Raw genomic sequence first — 18,463 nt, forward strand, 5'->3', positions numbered from 1 at the left:
TCGAGTGAATTTCTTTTTCGATAGAAGAAAGACATTTGTATCGAGGTGCATACAAACTAGTTCTCGATACTATTTTCAATCATTCCAATCGTGAAAACCACTCGAACTGACAAGGCTTAATTATTAAACTTCTTCTTTGCTAAATTAGGTAGTTTTTCAAACTCATTATTTATAAGAGCTTCTTTTTTTGCTCTAGACCATTTTTTAATTTGTTTTTCTTTTTCAATAGCCATTTCTACGTTAGTAAACTCACAATAAAAAACCAATTCAACAGGTCTTCTTTTTGAAGTATAACTATCTTTAAAAGTTCCATTTTGATGTTGAAATATTCGTTGAGAAAGGTTGGAAGTTACTCCTGTATAATAGCTTTTATCTGAACATTTTAATATGTAAACAAAGTATATTTTCATTTTAAATTTTATCAACAAATTAGTTACTTTTTACAAAACTGACAACTTCTTCCTTAAATTGCGAATAGACACTAAGTACAATCGAAGTGGAAATCAAGCAATCTTTTGGTTATGAGTTTACATTGTCACATCCAGTGAATTTCTTTTTCGATAGAGGAAAGAAATTTGTATCGAGATGCATACAAACTAGTTCTCGATACAATTTTCTCTCATTCCAATCGTGAAAACCACTCGAACTGACAACTTCTTCCTTAATTGCAAATGGACACTAAGTGCAATCGAAGTGGAAATCAAGCAATCTTTAAATCGTGAGTTTACATTGTCACATCGAGTGAATTTCTTTTTCGATAGAGGAAAGAAATTTGTATCGAGATACATACAAACTAGTTCTCGATACAATTTTCTCTCATTCCAATCGTGAAAACCACTCGAACTGACAACTTCTTTGTACCGTCATTGCGAGCGAGGAATGACGTTTTATACTTTTTGTAAGGTTTCTAACGCCTTGTGTACACTATCAATTTTAATAAACGTGATGAGTAAGCGCAGTCCGTTTTTGGTTTTCTTTTCTTTCATTACACAACTCTTCGGATTGTGCTGTACATACCTCAACATTTTGGTAAATGCTTCGGTTTGATAAAAAGCACTTTGCTGATCGGATACAAAATAACCCAACATGCGTTTTTGCTTTAAAATCACCTTTTCTAAACCTAATTCTTTCGCCAACCATTTGATACGAACACTGTCTAATAAATCGGCCACTTGCGTTGGATACTCTCCAAAACGGTCGATAATTTCGGTCTCAAAGGTTTGTAATTCTTCTTCCGTAGTTAAGGTTCCTAATTTGTTGTATAAACTCAAACGTTCGGTAACCGAATTCACATAATCATCTGGGAACAGAATTTCAAAATCGGTATCAATTTGCACCTCTTTTACATACTCTTTCGGTGCATTTTCATCCGTAGGATATAAGTCTTTGAATTCATTTTCCTTTAATTCTTCAATCGCTTCATGTAAGATTTTCTGATAGGTATCAAAACCAATATCATTGATAAATCCGCTTTGTTCACCTCCTAGCAAATCTCCAGCACCACGAATCTCCAGGTCTTTCATGGCAATGTTCAATCCGCTTCCTAAATCAGAAAACAGCTCTAATGCTTGAATTCGTTTACGCGCATCGTCGGTCATATGATGATACGGTGGTGTGATAAAATAACAGAAGGCTTTTTTGTTCGAACGTCCTACACGACCACGCATTTGGTGTAAATCCGACAGTCCGAAATTATTCGCATTGTTGATGAAAATCGTATTGGCATTCGGTACATCCAATCCACTTTCGATAATGGTCGTTGACACCAATACGTCAAACTCATTGTTCATAAAACCTAGCATGAGTTCTTCTAACTTTTTTCCTTCCATTTGTCCGTGACCAATACCAATTTTAGCACTTGGTACTAAACGTTGTAACAATCCTGCTACTTCTTTGATGTTTTCAATACGATTATGGATAAAAAATACCTGTCCACCACGAGAAATCTCGTACGAAATTGCATCGCGAATGGTTTCTTCGCTAAAGCGAATCACGTTGGTTTCTATAGGGTGACGGTTGGGTGGTGGTGTTTTAATGACCGATAAATCACGCGCCGCCATTAAACTGAACTGTAAAGTACGCGGGATTGGTGTAGCCGTTAAGGTCAACGTATCTACGTTTTCCTTAATCGTTTTTAGCTTGTCTTTGGCTGCTACTCCAAATTTTTGTTCCTCATCAATAACCAACAATCCCAAATCTTTAAACTGAACTGCTTTATTAGTTAACTGGTGCGTTCCTATCACAATATCCACACTTCCATCAGCAATTCCTTCTAACACGCCTTTGCGCTGTTTTGTGGTTCTAAAACGGTTTAGATAATCAATGGTAACCGGAAAGTCTTTTAATCGCTTAGAAAAGGTTTTAAAGTGCTGAAATGCCAAAACGGTGGTTGGTACAAGCACCGCAACCTGTTTTCCGTTATCTACCGCTTTAAAAGCCGCTCTAATGGCAATTTCTGTTTTTCCAAAACCAACATCACCACACACCAAACGATCCATCGGTTGTTCTTTTTCCATATCGGCTTTTACTTCTTGGGTAGAAGAAAACTGATCGGGCGTATCTTCGTATAAGAAACTTGCTTCCAACTCATGCTGCATGTGCGTATCGGGTCCGAAAGCAAATCCTTTTTGTAGTTTTCGTTTTGCGTATAACTGAATTAGGTTGAACGCAATATGTTTTACGCGGGCTTTGGTTTTTTGCTTGACTTTTTTCCAAGCATTCGACCCTAGTTTATATACTTTAGGTGGTTTTCCATCTTTTCCGTTGAATTTAGAAATTTTGTGTAGCGAGTGAATACTCACGTATAAAATATCACGGTCGCCATAAATTAGCTTAATGGCTTCTTGTTTTTTGCCTTCTACATCAATTTTTTGGAGTCCGCCAAACTTTCCAATTCCGTGGTCGATATGGGTTACATAATCACCTACGTCTAATTTGGTCAATTCTTGTAGGGTAATGGATTGTTTTTTTGCGTATCCGTTTTTGAGTCGGAATTTGTAATAACGCTCAAAGATTTGATGATCGGTATAACAAACAATTTTACTATCAATGTCTACAAATCCTTGATACAACGGAAACACAATGGTTTCATACGAAACTTTACTTCGACTACGCTCAGCATCAGCTTCTTCGTGGTCGTCAAAAATATCGTGGAAACGTTGTGCTTGCTGTTCGTTAGAACATAAGATATAATTGGTAAATCCTTTGGCAGAAAATTCGTTGAAATTCTGAATTAACAGGTCGAATTTTTTGTTGAAAGAGGGCTGGGGATGCGTATTAAAACTTATTTCAGTAAGGTTTTTACCCTCGGTTTTATTTGATAAATATGCTAATGTAAATTCTTGTAATTGATTTCGAATCAGCTCTCCGTTGCAAAACAATTCTTCGGGTTTTGCGTGTTTGATTTCGGTAGATAATTCGTTGAATGATAGTTCTGCTTTTCGGTAGAATTTATCCAGCGAATCGCTTAGTAAGTCTACATTCTTCACAAAAACAGCGGTTTTTGCTGATATGTATTTTAAAAAGCTTTCTCGTGACTCTTGTAGTGTTTTGTTTTCTACATTGGGCATAATGCTTACTTTCTTCAGTTTTTCTTTAGAAAGTTGCGTTTCTACATCAAAGGTTCGGATGCTGTCTACCTCATCGCCAAAAAACTCTATACGATAGGGTTCGTCATGCGAAAACGAAAACACATCGATAATTCCACCACGTACCGAAAATTCTCCTGGTTCGGTTACGAAATCGACCCGTTTAAAATGGTATTCGAACAGTACTTCGTTGACAAAATCGAGCGATACTTGCTCGCCCACCACCACTTTGAGCGTATTTTTTTCCAACTCTTTTTTGGTGACTACTTTTTCGAACAGGGCAGTAGGGTAGGTAACAATAATCGCAGGTTTTTTACGAGAATTGATACGGTTTAACACCTCTGAACGCAAGAGCACGTTGGCATTGTCGGTTTCTTCTATCTGATAGGGTCTGCGATACGAACCCGGATAAAACAACACGTTTTTATCGCCTAATAACTGCTCTAAATCGTTCAGATAATACGCGGCTTCTTCCTTGTCGTTACAAATTAACAAGTAAGGTTTATCGGCTTGTTTAAAAGTTTCGGAAATGACAAAAGACAACGAAGAACCGACCAAATTCGTGATTTGAAAATGGTGTGGATCTTGTTGAAGCTGATGAACAATCTGTTTTACATTTTCAGATTGTTGGTAGTGGTTTACAATTGCTTGCTTGCTCAACGTACAAAAATTTTACGCAAATGTACGAGGATTATTTTTTTATAAAATATTTTATTTCACGTAAGCGAACGACTGAGGAGGGTGTAAATTAAAATCTGTTTTTAAACATTTTGGAGTTTTATATATTTTCTTATTTTTTACTTGAATAGCAAACCCATTTTCTTTATCAGCAAAATACTCGTAAAAAAAATCTTCTGTTATTCCTGAATACTCTTTTGTTAGATTCCAAAGGGTTTCAAGGTCATTATTAATTATTTCACCTATTTCAAATTCTCCTATGACTTTTTGTACAGGTGATGAAGCATAAACTATAACAGATTTTACATTATCTTTTTTAAAAATAGCCTTTCTAAACTCAAATCTTTTTGTACCATCAAAAATTTTAAATGCAAATTCAGGCTTTATTGATAACACTACTTTCATAAGATTCTTTTATTTATAAGCAAATTTAACTAAATTATTAAATTGATTATTGTCTATTTCAATAAAACCAAGAGGCATGTTCATTATATCAGGAATTACACCAATTTTATTTAAATCATTAAGCGTTGGCTTTGGTGTTGGAAATGAATGTGCATAAAGAAACTTTATAACAAATGGTTTGTATTTTTTCTTATTCCACCAATTCTTTTCTAAATCTTCTTTTTTTATCATCGTTCTTCTATAACAAGCTTTGTAAAAATCTTCAAAAGACTTAAAATCATTAATAACCTCTTCTACGATACAAATTGAAGTTACAGTACTTGAATATTTTTTGGGTTTTGTTTCTCCTATTCTATAAATAATTAAAATATCTCCTGGTTTAAGATGCCTATCAAATGAATGTGATATATATACTTTTCCTATTCTATTTCTATGAGGTTCATTCTCTATATATTTTGTTTCATCCTCTCTAGTATTTATACTATCAGGAAATAATTCTGTATGATATTGTGGTTCTATTTTGACTATATATTTTCTAGTTTTTCTAGAAAAAAATGGAAATGAAAGTTTAGGTTTATTAATGTTAATTGGTAAAGTTTTTCCAAATGGTCTTACAAGGACAATTTCATCTCCATTTTTTGTTGTTTTTATTCCATGTTCAACAAAACCCCAATCTTTTAACATATCAATTAGTTGTCCTTGTTCAGGTCTTTTGTCAAAAACAGTTACATAAATTTCTTCTACTTTGTATTGAATAGCATTATCGAATACTATTTTTAAGAACCTTTCGCCAATTTTATACCCATTACTTATAACTTTTAATGTTCCTATTTTTAATCTCTTTTTCTTTGAAAACAATGGCTTTATTTCATAATAATTTTCCGTTTCATCTTCTACCTTAATGTAGAGAAAAGCAGTTAAATTATTGTCATTATAACATACATAGCAAACTTTATCAAATTTAGATTTAAACCAAGAATTAAATTCATTATAATCCTCTCTAAAACTATCAAAGAAACTATCTTTAATATCTACCTCAGCAAAGTCAACTTTTTTCACAGCAAGTACATTATACTGCACTAAGTCGGGGTTTTCGGATATTACTTTTTCTAAGAAAGACTGAATTTTGTATACCTTATCAGAAATTCCAAGTTTTTCTGCCTTAAGGTGTATTTTTTTATCTTGCGTGATAAGTAAATCTATTCTTCCTTCAAATATTTCATTTAATAAATGTGTATCATTAATATCATTTTGATTAAAATCAAATTTATCACTTACATCTTGTACTTCTGTAGAGAAAGATATTTGATGTTTTATTTGATTATAACTATCCAATTTTGTTGAAAAAGTTTCTACTACTTGTTTATTTTTGTAGCTTTCAATTTCTGATATTGTAATTGGGTGAATATATTTTTCATAGTGAAGTTTATCTATCCAATTAAATAACTGACCTATATCATATTCAATAATTTTGTTTGCCTCTCTGTGAATAATAATATTAGTGTCTAATAAAACTTTTATCATCTTTTTCTAAATAAATTTTTAAAATGCTTATAAATTTTTGGATAGAAAAAATAAAACACCATAGAAATTACAATAAAAAAACCAATAAAATATTCCATTGGAATATTACTAAAATCAATTTTACCCTCTTTTTTTAAAAAAATTTTTTCTCTTATATCTGGGAATGAAAATAAAAAAGCACATATTATATTTAAAAATATAGCTAAAGCCACTTGATTGGTTCCTATCCTCTCTTTTGTAAATATTGAGAAAAAAGAAAAACTTTCATTTTCTTTCTTTTTTAGAAAAACAACTATTAAGTTATCTTTTTTTAAACGTGAGTCGTTAAAATAGTTTTTAAATGGTTCATATTCTAATTTTCGTACACTTTTTAAATATTCGGTTTCCAAAAACGTTAAGTTAAAGTTGTTTGGTATTATATGAAAACAAAAACAACTATCAATTTGACACGGGAAAGCTTTACTAATTACTGGTACTAAACTATTTGGAATATTACGATTTTCATTAACTTTAATATCATAAATTTTTGTTGATCTACCTATACCTTTACTCATTGTAGATAAACTATAATTTTTTAACTCAACAGCGAAACGTATATAGGGATTACAACTTATTTGATTTATAGGCAAATCAATATTAATTTCAATTTTAAACTCTTTAAATTTATTTTTTAAATTGGCAGGTAAAATACAAAGTTCATCTCTTTTTTTAAAGTAATGAATTACACCCTTTCTGTTGTTTCCTCCATCGAGAGATTCTGTACTTTCAATAGAATCATTGAATATAAACCTACTGTTTTTTGAGTCAATTAACTTTTCATAATAATCCTTAATTTTATTTTTTTCAGATAACCATGGTATAATTAAATCTAATTTTAAACTGTTTTTAGTTTTAATAGAGTCATAATCTAACTCCAACCCAAACTCTATCAATGAATTATCATTATTAAATTCCCATGTACAAATATGAAAACGAACAACTCTAATGTCTTCTTCATTAGAGTATAAAAAATAAGAATTATTCATGTATTATTTTTTTATAATAAAACTAAATATATACAACCACAAACCTTTACGGCAACCCATAAAGAAGTGTTTGTTGTTACTTGTTATTTATAAAAAATAGTTGAGATAAGGGGTAGTACTACTTTTTACTTTTTTAGCGTGTTAAACATAGTAAAAAAAGAGGAGGGAGGCAAGGGTTATTTATTTGTGTGTGAGTTTGTAATGGTGTTGAATGAGATTTAGCTAGGCTGAATCTTACGGTTTCTCGCTATGGCTCGAAATGATACCACAAAGGAAACTGTTGTTCTGTAGAAAAAAGTTTGTATAAAAAAAGGTGTTTTTTCAAACACCTTCTTTTTCTGTTGGTTTAGATTATAGTCCGCATGGATTTTCACCAAAGATTCCAGGGACACAAATACCTGTATCTCCTCCTTGTAACTCACATACATAACCATACGATGAGTTGTGTTGAAAATTACAGCAATCACTATCTGTATAGCATGCTTGGGTTTTAAATCCTCCTAGAATTTCTTTTTGGGCTGTTTTACCTAAAACAGTTCCTAAGTTTAAAATTGTTTTTTTCATTTGTATTTAATTTTTAATGAGTCTTTGAGCTATTTATAGACCGTCAAAGATGATGTCTGTTTTTATTCTTTTGGAGGTTCTTCATTTCCGCAAGGAACACAGTGTGGTAATCCTCCATGTATATTAATGCAAGTTCCAACACAAACAACACGTCCACCCCCGTTGATTGATTTTTGTGCTGTTTTGTTTAAAACAGTGCCTAATTGGGCTATAATTGTATTCATAATTAAAAAGTGTTAAGGTTTTATTTCTCCACTAAAGTAGCAGCCTTAACAATTACTTTTTAACTATTTCAAATTTGTAAGTAACCGATTCATAATCGTTTACTCTACTTTTTTGTAAATGCTAATATTAAGTTAATGGATGACTACTTTTTATCGTCTTCTATAAATTTTGTTAATTTTAGCTTCGGTTATTATAAAGGAAAATGAAAAAGGTTTATTGTTTGTTATTGTTTTGTGTGGTATTTGCTTGTAAAAAAAAGTCTTTAAATACTATTTCTAAACCTCCTAACTTTTACTACAAAAAAACCAAAGAAGGCATTTCTAAAGATTCATTACTCTTTTACTTAAAAGAGCTTAAAAAAATTCCTACCAATCATCTTTCCGATTCTTTAAAGGCTGAATATGCCTATATGTCTTCCCGCTTTAATTATAAACTGCAAAAGCATGACGAAGCCATTAGTGATTTAATTTATGCAACTTCGTTTGCATCAGAAAAAATTAAAAACAATAGAGAACTTTTGTATTTCAGAGCCTTATATGCTATGTATTTTACAATAAAAAATGATTATTTAAATGCTGCGGGTATTAATGAAAAACTAAATTCTTTATTAGATCCCACAGATTATGCAAAAAAGGCCTATGTGTATAGTAACAAGCAACAGGTAAAAAAGGCTTTAAAAAAATATGAAGAGGCTTTGCTTGCTAGTAAAAAAGCGGCTACACTTTATTTAAAAAACAAAGACACTGTTAATTATTTAATTTCTGTAATAGACAATGCAACCTTATACAGCAGTTTATCCAAGCCTCTAAAAGCGACTCAAGAGCTTAATAAAGTTCTTCCTTATGAGCAACTCTTAAACACCAAAACTAAGTATCAATTATATAGTGCTCAAGGGTATGCTTACAATCAAAAAAAGGAATACCATAAGGCTATTGTTCCTTATAAAAAAGCCTTGTTTTTTTCTAAAAAACTTTCAAAACAATCAGGTTCTCAGCGGTTAATTAACACATACCTTAATTTATCTACTACTTATTTTAAGTTAAACGATTATAAAAATGCTGAAAAGTATATTGGTTTGATTTTTGATATTGGATTGGTAGATGTTGCTTTTGTTGATACAAAAGAAATTTTAAAAACAACCTTAGAAATTGCTTACAAACAGCAAGAAGGTATTGATATTGTGATGCCTAAATTAGATTCTCTTCTTTTGTACTTAGAGAAGAATTATAATAGTCGAATCAATAACGAACTTCGGGTTTTGCAAGAGTCTTACGAAAAAGAAAAAACATTACAACTCGAAAAGAATAAAGCTGAAATTAAAAGTATTATGCTACAACGCAACCAATACCTTTTATTGTTGTTATTATTAGTAATTGTTGCTCTTAGCATATTTGTTTTAAATTTTTACAAACAACGAAGGTTTACAATTGAAAAACAAAATTTCTTGTTACAACAACGTTTGTTGCGTTCACAAATGAATCCGCATTTTATTTTTAACAGCTTAGGTCTCATAAAACAAGGGGTTGAAAATAATAAAACACATTATGCTAACTATATTGTTAAGTTTTCGAGACTCTTGCGAACAGTCTTTGATAATTCTACCAAAGATTATGTTCCTTTAGAAGATGAATTACAATCGCTACAAGATTATATTGAACTGCAACAGTTTCGTTTTCCTGACAGGTTTAATTATACTTTAAAAAATAATATTGTAACTGCAAACGAGTTGCATATTCCTCCTATGCTATTACAGCCCTTTGTTGAGAATACCATTATTCACGGCTTTGGAAAACTAGATTGTAAAGGAGAATTAGATATTGAAATTTCTTGTAAAAAAGAATACCTTGTATGTGTTATTGATGATAATGGTGTTGGTTTTAAGAAAAAAAAGAACCCTAAAGAATCATCTATTAATTTAATTAATCAGTTTCTAACCAAGATGACGGGTAAAGAAGTTTTGATAACAAACAAATTAGCAACTACTGGTAAACGCGGGGTTAGCGTTGAATTAACAATTCCATATATAGAATTATAAATATGTTAAAAGGATTAATTATTGAAGATGAAAAGCATGTTAGAGATGAGCTTAAGCAGTTGTTAACTAAAGGTTTTCAACAACAAATTAGTATTATAGATGAAGCCTCTTCAGTAAAAGAAGGTATAAAATCTATCCTTACACATAGCCCAGATCTTGTTTTTATGGATATTGATTTGGGTGATGGCTCAAGTTTTGACATTTTAGCTGTTTTACCTGAGTTAAATTTCGATATCATTTTTGTTACCGGATATGACTCTCATGCTATTAAAGCGATTAAACTTGGAGCTTTAGATTATTTATTAAAACCCATTGATAATGATGAACTAAAAACTGCTGTTAAAAAAGCCATCCATAACCATCGTAAGTTAAAAACCAAAGAACATTTAGTAACAGTTGCTAACAACTACTACACAAATAATATTCATAATAAAATTGTATTAAAAACTTTAGAAGCGCAACATTTAGTTGATTTTAAAGATATTATTTATTGTAAATCTGACGGAAATTATACTACTTTTTATTTAAACAATGAACACATAGTTGTTTCAAAGCCTTTGAAAAAAATTCAGCCCTTATTAAACAGCCAATTCTTTTTAAAGTGTCATCAATCATATATTATAAATACCTCTTACGTTACCAAATACCTTAATGAGGGCTTTTTAGTAACTAAAAATGGATACAATATTCCTGTAGCCACCAGAAGAAAAGATGAAGTTTTGCAAATTCTTTTTAAGAAATAAACGTTTTAGCATTTGTTCCTTGCAAATTTGAATTCTTCGATAATAATTTACATACGTTTGCTATTTTTAGTTGATTTAAACTAAAAAAATAAGAGTATGAGGTATTTACAAATTATGTGTTTTAGTGTGCTTTTAGCATGCATGTCTTGCAATGAGGAAACTGAAAATATTCATCTATCAAATACTGTTGAAAACGATATCGTTAATATTATTGCTTCTAAAAACACTTCTGGTATTGTAACCAACATTCCTATTGTACTACAACCCCAAGAAGTTCATAATATGATGTATATGACTTCTTTTTTAATTGGGCGTACTTTAATAGAAAACGAAGATGCAAGGGAATACTTTTACAGGTTATATACTGGAAAGTCTTTAAAAGTTAGCCTTAGAACTTTGTTAGAAAATAATAGAAATGCGTTTGAAATTGCATTTAAGCAGCAATATGGTAATTATAATAGGGGAACAGATCCTGAAGGAGAGCCTACACACCCCATATCATCTCCAGAACCAGATCCTTTAGAAAGGGGCTACGACGTTTTAAATGACTATAGTTTGTATTATTATTATATACACAACTCCTATGACTGGGAGGTTTATATTCCTAATAAGTTGATTTTATACAACTATAGTAGTTTTACCAATTATCTTAATGATAAAGATCGTATTATAAATTTATGGACGCTAAGTACCAACTTATATGATGATGGAGTTTCTTTAACTAGTAGTAATGGTGTTTTTATTCCTTCTAATTTTAACTACTTACAAGAGTTAACTACTTCTTTAATTTTAACCTTAAGAAATAGCACAGATTAGTAGATTTTTAAAGTAATTGTGAGAAAAATATTTACATCAGTAATAACAAAATATAAAAACACAACCTTATTCCTTACAAATAACAATCGCTTCAGTTCGTGCTAACTGACTTACAAAGTCAAATACATCCATCAATTCCCAAGTAGGAGTGAGGGCCTTTTGTAGTTCATCAAAATGTAGGGTTTCTCCTGTATTTAGTTTCTCTATAAGTGTGTTTAACTGTGAGTTGTTGCTAACAATAACCTCATTTCCTCTTGCCATAATGCAAGTTTTCTCTGTGTTTTCTGTATGTATCATCAACGGGAAAATTGTTTTTCCCGTAATTTGAAACGGCGGATTGGGTAAACCTTCTTTGTTTTCAGGTATTGAAGGTTGTAAAACTCCTGCGTTACTTTTTAGTTTCGTTATGTATTTTGTAAGTGTTTTTTGGTATTGCTGTTCCCACGTTTCACGGTTTAATAAGCTATTCCAATCTAATTCATCGGTGTTGATATCTACTGGCGGTAAATATCCTACTTTCGGATTTTTTGGTAACTCTTTTGAGGCTATTTGTGTGGCAATTGTTTTTTCTAAATAGTCTCTCGACGGATTGATATAATCCATTACCACACTCAACGAAAATTCATCAGTTTTGGCAATATGATATACATGATGTGGAATAAACATGGCCGATTTTGCTTTTAACGGATATGTTGTAGATGTTGGTAACATTGCATCTACCTCGTGGAACACCTGAGTATTGTGTTCTATTTGGTTGTATTCTTCAATATCCCAAGTATAAAAATCTTTAGGGTTGGGGCCTAAATGAAACAAAAAACCTTCTTCTCCTTTGGCTTCTTTATGAATTCCGAAAGGGGTAAAACCATAGTTGCCCATAAAAAATAAAAAAGAGAGTCCGCCCAAAGGCATTCCTGCTTTTTCAAGTAAGGGAGCAACAATATGGCACATTCTCTCGGTAAATTCATTGCTAAAGCTTTCTAAACTATTGAAAACAACTCCGAATTTTTGATTTCCGAATAGTTTTATACACCATTGCTCAATGCTTTCATTTTCTTCGGGTCTATTGGCTGCCATTTCTTCAGCAATTCCGTTTTGAAGCTCGTGGTTTATATATACTTTAATGCCTTTATGCAATTCTCCTTTGTCTAAAAACCGATTGATGATGTTTTTTAATTCTTGTTTTAAGAAGGTTAGATCGTCATCAGATAGGAGATTATCTATCGAAGTTGGTTTGGTGAGTTCTTGTGCGTTTTGGTAGAGTTTTTTCCACGTTTCGGAATTTTTCTCGTTGTTCATAGACGGGTTTTAAAGCTTGTATCGTAAAAATAAGAAATTTTCAAGGTCCTTTTTACGCTTTTATTCCTTTATTTTACTCAGTTATACCAGTTCAACCTTCTTATGATTTAAGTGAACCATCAAGAAGCCTTTTAGTTGTGCATTGGATGCTTTTTAGGATGTTTCTGACTGTCTTAAATAAGAGCTAGCTCTAATGAACTTTTACGATTTCCTTCTACGATTAAAATGTCAACTCAAAGGCCTTACAAAAGGGTGCGATAAAGTAATTTGTTTGTTGAGAGCGTTCTACTTAAAAATTGCTTTAACATGACCTGTTTTGTACAACAATTGAAAGGCTTGCAATGACGTAACTGATGGTGATTATTTTGTATTTAAGCAGCTACCTGATTCAAAATCTTCTTTGGTAATTAACTTTCCATTCATGGTGTCAGTATCCCAATCTTGTGCAATTAGCCAAGTACCATTCTTTTTATTTAATACCACGTGAAACCTACCATACACTATGCGAGATTCTTTATCTTTTTCAGTATATATAACTCGGTAATACCCTACTTCGTAACCTGTATTTTCTTTGTAAGTTCTTTGATTGAAACAAAAATCGATTTGTCGCTTTTTGGTTGTTGGTTTTTGATAAGATACTTCGATTGAGTTTTTGTATTCGGCTCCTGTACGAATTCCATATTTATTTACACGTAAGACTTCATCAGAATGCAAACGATTGAAAGATTTCCAATCTCTGGTTTCAAAAGATTTTTTAAACGGTTTCCATATTTGTTCATTAACCTCTTTTTCTATTTCTTGCTTATGTTGTGAAAAGCTCAGCGTTACCGAAACTAAAAAAATTAAAATAGTATATACCGTTTTCATTTTTTGATAAGATTAAAAATTCGTTTGTTAACAAGTTAATCATTTTTCAAGAGTAAAACTATTTTAAATTTTATTGATTCTTTTTTAAAACTTTATAAGTATTGTTTATTCTTTTATTTTTTTCTCTATCTTTTTTATTGAAACCCGTATAATCGCTATTTTAAAGGATTAAAAGCAGCTTCCATAAGTATTTGTATTAGTTAAAAATAAAAACTCTTTAAAACAGATAAAAAAACACTGTTTTTTATTAATAGATTTTATGTGTTTTTTAATTATAATAAAAAAAAATAATACTTTGTTTTTGGTTAGAATTGTTAACTTTCGGCGGTATTTATATGACTTTATTTAAATTTTACTTCTAAAAATAAATACTACTTACTTTCAATCATAAAAAACAAAAAATTATGTCAATATCAGATTTATATTCAAGCGGAAAACACAAACAAGAAATAGGGCACTTTGCTAGTGTGGTAAAAATTGCTGAAACTGATGGAATTATTTCAGAAGGAGAACAGTTGTTATTAGACCGAGCTGCTAAAAAATTAAACATTAGTGAAGAAGAGTACAAACTTATTTTAAAAAATCCAGAAAAGTTTCCAATAAATGCTCCTGTTAGTTATGATGAGCGTATTGAACGTTTGTTTCTTTTAACCAAGATGATTTTTGCAGATGAAGATGTAGCCAAAGAAGAAGTGGGGATACTTCGTAAGATTGCTATTGCTTTACACTTCTCTACAGAAAATGCTGAAAAAGTTTGTGATGAAGCCGTTCATTTAATTTTAAACAATAACGACTTGGATGATTTTACCGCAGCTATTAAAAAAGTAAATGCCAATTAACTTAATTATACTAAAAACTTATTAAACCAGTTATTACTCTAAACACTATTCTCCCGATGAAACATAAAATCTTATTCATAGCAATCTTTACTTGTTTAACAACTTCCGTTTTTTCACAAAATTTAAACGACTCTTGGCAAATAGGTGTAGGTTTTGGAATAACTAAATTTAACGAAAGTGATGCTGCTTATATTGGTGATCAATACTTGTTTCAAGTTCCTACATTGAGTTTAACCATGCCTATAGGTGATCGCTTTTCTTTAGACGGTGCCATGTCGTTTAATACTATTGATGATGTTGGGTTTATTTCTAATTCTGCTAAGTATTTCTCTATGGATGCTTCATTTCGTTATAATTTTAATGCCGTATTTAATAAGCTAGCTCCTTATGTTTTTGTAGGGGGTAGTTTGGTTGATTCTGAACGTAAAATGACTCCTACATTAAATATTGGAGGTGGTGGAATTTACTGGGTTAGTGATAAAGTAGGTATTAATCCTCAACTATACTACAAACATTCTTTTGAGGGATATGAAAGTATGCGTTCACATATTCAAGGAACATTGGGTGTTGTATTTAAGTTAAACTGGAATAACGGTAGTGCTAATAGTGGTCGTAATGCTGCCAAACATTTAGGAGGTTGTATGTTTTAAACCGCTATTTAATATATAAAAAAAGCCGCTATTTAAGCGGCTTTTTTATTTTTATGATAGTTCGTTTATCGCGTTTTGTATTCTAGTAATCGTGGTTTGCTTACCTATCATTGTCATAATATCAAACAAATCTGGGCCCGCTAGCTTTCCTACCAAACTTAAACGTAGGGGTTGCATTACTTTACCAAAGCCTATTTCTTTTGAGGTAATCCAGCCTTTAATTTCAGTCTGTGCATTTTCAACTGAAAAGTCTTCAATTTTAGAAATCACTTGAATGAGTTCTTGCATTAATTCACTTGTAGTGTCTTTCCATTGCTTTTTAACCGCTTTCGCTTCGTATTCTGAAGGGTTTTCAAAGAAAAAGCTAGATAACTCCCAAAAATCAGCGACAAACGTCGCACGCTCTTTTATTAAAGAAACTACTTTTTTTACGCAATCTTTATCTGCCGTTATTCCCTTTTTCTTAAGAATTGGTAAAAACAACGCTGTAAGTTCTTCGTTGTCCTTTTGTTGTAAATACTGTTGGTTAAACCAGTTGGTTTTATCTGGATTAAACTTCGCTCCTGATTTACTCACACGCGCTAAATCGAACGCTTCTGTTAATTCTTCTAAACTAAAAATTTCTTGTTCTGTTCCTGGATTCCATCCTAAGAATGCTAACATATTGATAAATGCATCAGCAAAGTATCCGTCTTCTTTGTATCCACGTGAAACATCTCCTGTTTGTTCGTTGGTATATGCTAACGGAAATACTGGAAAACCAAGTTTATCACCATCGCGCTTACTTAATTTTCCTTTTCCTACTGGTTTTAAAATTAATGGTAAGTGTGCAAATTTAGGTGCTTTCCATTCAAATGCTCGATATAATAATTCATGGAGTGGAAGAGAAGGTAACCACTCTTCTCCACGAATTACATGTGAAATTTCCATTAAATGGTCATCTACAATATTTGCTAGGTGATACGTTGGCATACCGTCAGATTTAAACAATACTTTATCGTCTAAGGTGTTTGTTTCTACTTTTATGGTACCGCGGATTTCATCTTGTAAAATCAACGTTTCATCTTGTGGCGTTTTAAAACGAATCACAAATTTTTCTCCTGCATTAATCTTAGCTGTAACTTCATCAGCAGAAAGAGCCAAGGAATTGTTTAATTTTTGACGATTATGCCAATTGTAGATAAAGGTTTTTCCTTTTTCTTCGTGATCTTTACGATGTGCATCTAGTTCTTCAGCTGTATCAAAAGCATAATATGCCCAACCAGTTTCAATTAACTGATCTGCGTATTTTTTATACAAATCTTTACGTTCTGACTGACGGTAAGGTCCGAATTTTTCGTTTTTACCTGGACCTTCATCAAATGGAATAGTACACCACTCTAACGAATTGATGATATATTGTTCTGCATTGGCTACATAACGGGTTTGATCTGTATCTTCTATACGTAAAACAAAGGTTCCGTTATGTTTTTTAGCAAATAAATAATTGAATAAAGCAGTTCTTACACCACCTATGTGTAAAGGTCCTGTCGGACTCGGAGCAAAGCGTACTCTTACGTTCTCAGTCATTTTTTTATTGATTTGAAAGCGCAAAGATAGTTGTATGTTAATAGAAAAGAAAAAGGAGGAAAGAGAAAAAAGAAAAAAAGCGAGTTAAACTCGCTTTTTTAACTGTTATTTATATTGATAGGCTTTATTGAAAGTAATATAACGTTTCTTGAACAATCTTGGTCGTGCTGACTCCTCATAAATCCAAAACGACCCTGTTTAGTTAATGCCTAGATTTAAATTTGAAATACTGCCTAAGAACTTTATCGTTTTTTAAAATTAATACGAGCAATTTGAATTGAATTTTAAAAGCCCATACTTTTGTCTTAAAATAAGTAAGAGGTGTTTTACTTTCTAAAATTTATGATACAATCCGAAACTCAATGCTGGGGCTTTGGCCACATTTCTTCCCGAAAAAGCACCTCCAAACCCAACATTAGCTCCAAAAGATTTATTGAACTCTCCTATAAGTTTTAATCCAAAAGCAGCATAGCTTTGGTTGTTTACATACAAGCCAGTAGCTAGGTTTTCTTGAGGCAATACTACATCACCATTTTTTAAAGAGGCAACACCGTCTAAAAAGCCTGCTACCCACAACCAATTTAGAGCTTTGTAACCTATTTCTCCTCCTAATTTATAGTTAGAACTATAGTTATTTGTTCTAATATCAAATCCTGTAAATGCTTGTATATACCATGAATCAAAACCTCTTCCTGTTAAAAATAACGGTGTGAATGTCCACGCATCATAGCCACTTCGTATTCCTGAATTTTCTTGATAACTGCTTGTATTCGCTTCAATAGAAAGTTGTCCTGATAACAACCATTTATTATTAGAAAAGTTGTGTTTTATTCCTAATTGAATATTTCCTAATAAAGTTTCAGAAGCTTCGTCAATAGTAAAAGAAGGAAAAATAACAGACATATCTTCGGTAAAATCGCCCGTTTTTATCATTTTTAACGGAATGGTAGCAAAGAAAGTTGTTTTGTCTGTTACTCCATATTCTCCGTATAGTTGTAATGTATTATCGGTTATTTCTCGTTGGGGTTTATACTCTGGATTGCCATATATTTTATCATAACTTCCAATAGTAGTAAATGAAGCTTGAAGATATCCTTCATTTTTATTTTTTGTCCACGGACTTTGAGAAAAAGCATTAAATGTAATTAAAAACAATGCTGGTAAAACTAGTTGTTTCATACTAAAATATTTTTTGTATTAGTTTGCAAAAGCTTAGATTCCTTACAAAAGACATATTATTTAGCATTTTTTTATTACTCTTTAAAAAAGCAGTATTTAGGTAAATACTGCTCTGTGATATTCGTTTTTAACTTATACAACATAAATCGTTTTGTATAATTCCAACACAACTTACACCTGTAGGGGTATCAAATGCACATGGATTTCCTTCGCCACGGCCAACATACCCACTTCCTCCTGGGTAACTTTCATGACATCCTGTAATATCACATTCGTTCGTTCCAGAAAAGAAACCTCCGTTAATGTTTTGTTGCGCTACTTTATTTAGTAGTGTTCCTAAATTTGAAATGTTTTGTAACATTGTTAATGTTTTTAAAATTAGCACTAGCAATTTAATTCAACTTTAAATACTCATTGTCTTTTTTACCTTATAAAAGGTATGGTAAATCCTTATTTTTTTC

The 18,463-nt window shown here is 31.5% G+C and carries 17 protein-coding genes; 5 read left to right on the forward strand and 12 right to left on the reverse strand.

The features are described from left to right. Positions 1-116: 116 nt before the first annotated feature. The 7 genes from V1T75_RS06155 to V1T75_RS06185 all read right to left on the reverse strand — a co-directional run bounded on the left by V1T75_RS06155 (position 117) and on the right by V1T75_RS06185 (position 8,007). Positions 117-410 carry a GIY-YIG nuclease family protein gene (locus V1T75_RS06155; protein ID WP_330487681.1) on the reverse strand — a complete coding sequence of 98 codons (294 nt, stop codon included), beginning with the start codon at positions 408-410 and terminating at the stop codon, positions 117-119. A 477-nt stretch (positions 411-887) separates the two neighbouring features. Next, complete coding sequence (gene mfd / locus V1T75_RS06160) at positions 888-4,247, reverse strand: transcription-repair coupling factor (protein ID WP_330487682.1); 3,360 nt, start codon at positions 4,245-4,247, stop codon at positions 888-890. A gap of 51 nt (positions 4,248-4,298) precedes the next feature. Continuing rightward, complete coding sequence (locus tag V1T75_RS06165; RefSeq protein WP_330487683.1) at positions 4,299-4,670, reverse strand: hypothetical protein; 372 nt, start codon at positions 4,668-4,670, stop codon at positions 4,299-4,301. A 9-nt stretch (positions 4,671-4,679) separates the two neighbouring features. After that, complete coding sequence (locus V1T75_RS06170; RefSeq protein WP_330487684.1) at positions 4,680-6,194, reverse strand: PIN domain-containing protein; 1,515 nt, start codon at positions 6,192-6,194, stop codon at positions 4,680-4,682. Further along, positions 6,191-7,111, reverse strand: a complete 921-nt coding sequence (locus V1T75_RS06175) for a hypothetical protein (RefSeq protein ID WP_330487685.1) — start codon at positions 7,109-7,111, stop codon at positions 6,191-6,193. The genes V1T75_RS06170 and V1T75_RS06175 overlap by 4 nt, the downstream gene beginning before the upstream one ends. A gap of 459 nt (positions 7,112-7,570) precedes the next feature. Next, a complete protein-coding gene (locus V1T75_RS06180; RefSeq protein WP_330487686.1) occupies positions 7,571-7,783 on the reverse strand; it encodes a hypothetical protein in 213 nt (70 codons plus the stop codon). 62 nt (positions 7,784-7,845) lie between these two features. Next, positions 7,846-8,007 (reverse strand): hypothetical protein, encoded by a 162-nt coding sequence (locus V1T75_RS06185; RefSeq protein WP_330487687.1) that lies wholly within the window; start codon positions 8,005-8,007, stop codon positions 7,846-7,848. A 203-nt stretch (positions 8,008-8,210) separates the two neighbouring features. On the opposite strand from V1T75_RS06185, the gene V1T75_RS06190 reads away from it, so the two are divergent. From V1T75_RS06190 to V1T75_RS06200, 3 genes are all read left to right on the forward strand, one after another. Next, positions 8,211-10,043: a histidine kinase gene (locus tag V1T75_RS06190; protein ID WP_330487688.1), complete on the forward strand. Its 1,833-nt coding sequence runs from the start codon at positions 8,211-8,213 to the stop codon at positions 10,041-10,043. Between the two features lie 2 nt (positions 10,044-10,045). Next, positions 10,046-10,786 (forward strand): LytR/AlgR family response regulator transcription factor, encoded by a 741-nt coding sequence (locus V1T75_RS06195; RefSeq protein ID WP_330487689.1) that lies wholly within the window; start codon positions 10,046-10,048, stop codon positions 10,784-10,786. A 96-nt stretch (positions 10,787-10,882) separates the two neighbouring features. Next, positions 10,883-11,602 carry a hypothetical protein gene (locus V1T75_RS06200; RefSeq protein WP_330487690.1) on the forward strand — a complete coding sequence of 240 codons (720 nt, stop codon included), beginning with the start codon at positions 10,883-10,885 and terminating at the stop codon, positions 11,600-11,602. A gap of 66 nt (positions 11,603-11,668) precedes the next feature. Here the strand turns inward: V1T75_RS06200 and V1T75_RS06205 are convergent, their stop codons facing one another. Further along, complete coding sequence (locus tag V1T75_RS06205) at positions 11,669-12,898, reverse strand: RNA methylase (protein ID WP_330487691.1); 1,230 nt, start codon at positions 12,896-12,898, stop codon at positions 11,669-11,671. Positions 12,899-13,258: 360 nt separating this feature from the next. Beyond that, positions 13,259-13,765 carry a nuclear transport factor 2 family protein gene (locus tag V1T75_RS06210; protein WP_330487692.1) on the reverse strand — a complete coding sequence of 169 codons (507 nt, stop codon included), beginning with the start codon at positions 13,763-13,765 and terminating at the stop codon, positions 13,259-13,261. Between the two features lie 404 nt (positions 13,766-14,169). Between V1T75_RS06210 and V1T75_RS06215 the strand changes: the two genes are divergently transcribed. Together V1T75_RS06215 and V1T75_RS06220 are read left to right on the forward strand one after the other, a co-directional pair. Then, entirely contained in the window at positions 14,170-14,604 is a 435-nt protein-coding gene (locus V1T75_RS06215; RefSeq protein ID WP_330487693.1) for a TerB family tellurite resistance protein, read from the forward strand. 56 nt (positions 14,605-14,660) lie between these two features. Further along, entirely contained in the window at positions 14,661-15,254 is a 594-nt protein-coding gene (locus V1T75_RS06220) for a hypothetical protein (RefSeq protein ID WP_330487694.1), read from the forward strand. 51 nt (positions 15,255-15,305) lie between these two features. Here V1T75_RS06220 and gltX read toward each other — a convergent pair whose 3' ends face one another. From gltX to V1T75_RS06235, 3 genes are all read right to left on the reverse strand, one after another. Further along, positions 15,306-16,823, reverse strand: a complete 1,518-nt coding sequence (gene gltX / locus V1T75_RS06225) for a glutamate--tRNA ligase (protein WP_330487695.1) — start codon at positions 16,821-16,823, stop codon at positions 15,306-15,308. A 333-nt stretch (positions 16,824-17,156) separates the two neighbouring features. After that, positions 17,157-18,002 (reverse strand): hypothetical protein, encoded by an 846-nt coding sequence (locus V1T75_RS06230; RefSeq protein WP_330487696.1) that lies wholly within the window; start codon positions 18,000-18,002, stop codon positions 17,157-17,159. A gap of 127 nt (positions 18,003-18,129) precedes the next feature. Further along, positions 18,130-18,363 carry a hypothetical protein gene (locus V1T75_RS06235; RefSeq protein ID WP_330487697.1) on the reverse strand — a complete coding sequence of 78 codons (234 nt, stop codon included), beginning with the start codon at positions 18,361-18,363 and terminating at the stop codon, positions 18,130-18,132. Between the last annotated feature and the right edge of the window lie 100 nt (positions 18,364-18,463).

It is taken from the genome of Tenacibaculum sp. FZY0031 (genome assembly GCF_036350695.1).
Lineage (GTDB): Bacteria > Bacteroidota > Bacteroidia > Flavobacteriales > Flavobacteriaceae > Polaribacter.

Bases quoted from the DNA above. Each gene is read 5' to 3' on its own strand.
- V1T75_RS06155 (WP_330487681.1), bottom strand. From the start codon at position 410: ATGAAAATATACTTTGTTTACATATTAAAATGTTCAGATAAAAGCTAT.
- V1T75_RS06165 (WP_330487683.1), bottom strand. From the start codon at position 4,670: ATGAAAGTAGTGTTATCAATAAAGCCTGAATTTGCATTTAAAATTTTT.
- V1T75_RS06170 (WP_330487684.1), bottom strand. From the start codon at position 6,194: ATGATAAAAGTTTTATTAGACACTAATATTATTATTCACAGAGAGGCA.
- V1T75_RS06180 (WP_330487686.1), bottom strand. From the start codon at position 7,783: ATGAAAAAAACAATTTTAAACTTAGGAACTGTTTTAGGTAAAACAGCC.
- V1T75_RS06185 (WP_330487687.1), bottom strand. From the start codon at position 8,007: ATGAATACAATTATAGCCCAATTAGGCACTGTTTTAAACAAAACAGCA.
- V1T75_RS06190 (WP_330487688.1), top strand. From the start codon at position 8,211: ATGAAAAAGGTTTATTGTTTGTTATTGTTTTGTGTGGTATTTGCTTGT.
- V1T75_RS06195 (WP_330487689.1), top strand. From the start codon at position 10,046: ATGTTAAAAGGATTAATTATTGAAGATGAAAAGCATGTTAGAGATGAG.
- V1T75_RS06200 (WP_330487690.1), top strand. From the start codon at position 10,883: ATGAGGTATTTACAAATTATGTGTTTTAGTGTGCTTTTAGCATGCATG.
- V1T75_RS06205 (WP_330487691.1), bottom strand. From the start codon at position 12,898: ATGAACAACGAGAAAAATTCCGAAACGTGGAAAAAACTCTACCAAAAC.
- V1T75_RS06210 (WP_330487692.1), bottom strand. From the start codon at position 13,765: ATGAAAACGGTATATACTATTTTAATTTTTTTAGTTTCGGTAACGCTG.
- V1T75_RS06215 (WP_330487693.1), top strand. From the start codon at position 14,170: ATGTCAATATCAGATTTATATTCAAGCGGAAAACACAAACAAGAAATA.
- V1T75_RS06220 (WP_330487694.1), top strand. From the start codon at position 14,661: ATGAAACATAAAATCTTATTCATAGCAATCTTTACTTGTTTAACAACT.
- gltX (WP_330487695.1), bottom strand. From the start codon at position 16,823: ATGACTGAGAACGTAAGAGTACGCTTTGCTCCGAGTCCGACAGGACCT.
- V1T75_RS06230 (WP_330487696.1), bottom strand. From the start codon at position 18,002: ATGAAACAACTAGTTTTACCAGCATTGTTTTTAATTACATTTAATGCT.
- V1T75_RS06235 (WP_330487697.1), bottom strand. From the start codon at position 18,363: ATGTTACAAAACATTTCAAATTTAGGAACACTACTAAATAAAGTAGCG.